The organism is Streptomyces sp. NRRL WC-3618 (assembly GCF_001280005.1).
Lineage (GTDB): Bacteria > Actinomycetota > Actinomycetes > Streptomycetales > Streptomycetaceae > Streptomyces.
Window position 1 is genome coordinate 1 of sequence record NZ_LGDW01000380.1, and the last position, 281, is coordinate 281.

Here is a 281-nt window from a genome sequence, read left to right on the forward strand (position 1 = left end):
ACAACTCACGGCCCATACCCAGCCGCTGGCTGCCCTGACCCGTGAACAGAACTCCGAGACGACCCTCGACCACCGACCCCGACACCACACCCGAACCACTACCGGAAGCCAAAGCCTCAAGCCCGGCCAGGAACTCCTCCCGCTCCCGGCCGAACACCACGGCCCGGTGCTCATGCACAGCACGGCCCGACAGCAACGACCAACCCACGTCCACCGAGTCCACTTCGGTCTGCGCCACCACATGCTCACGCAGACGGCCGGCCTGCGCCCGCAACGCCTCC

Annotated in this window: 1 pseudogene; it reads right to left on the bottom strand. The window is 68.0% G+C overall.

Features of this window, described 5'->3' with window-relative positions:
• Positions 1-281: pseudogene (locus ADL01_RS26910) on the bottom strand (polyketide synthase); the annotation flags it as partial.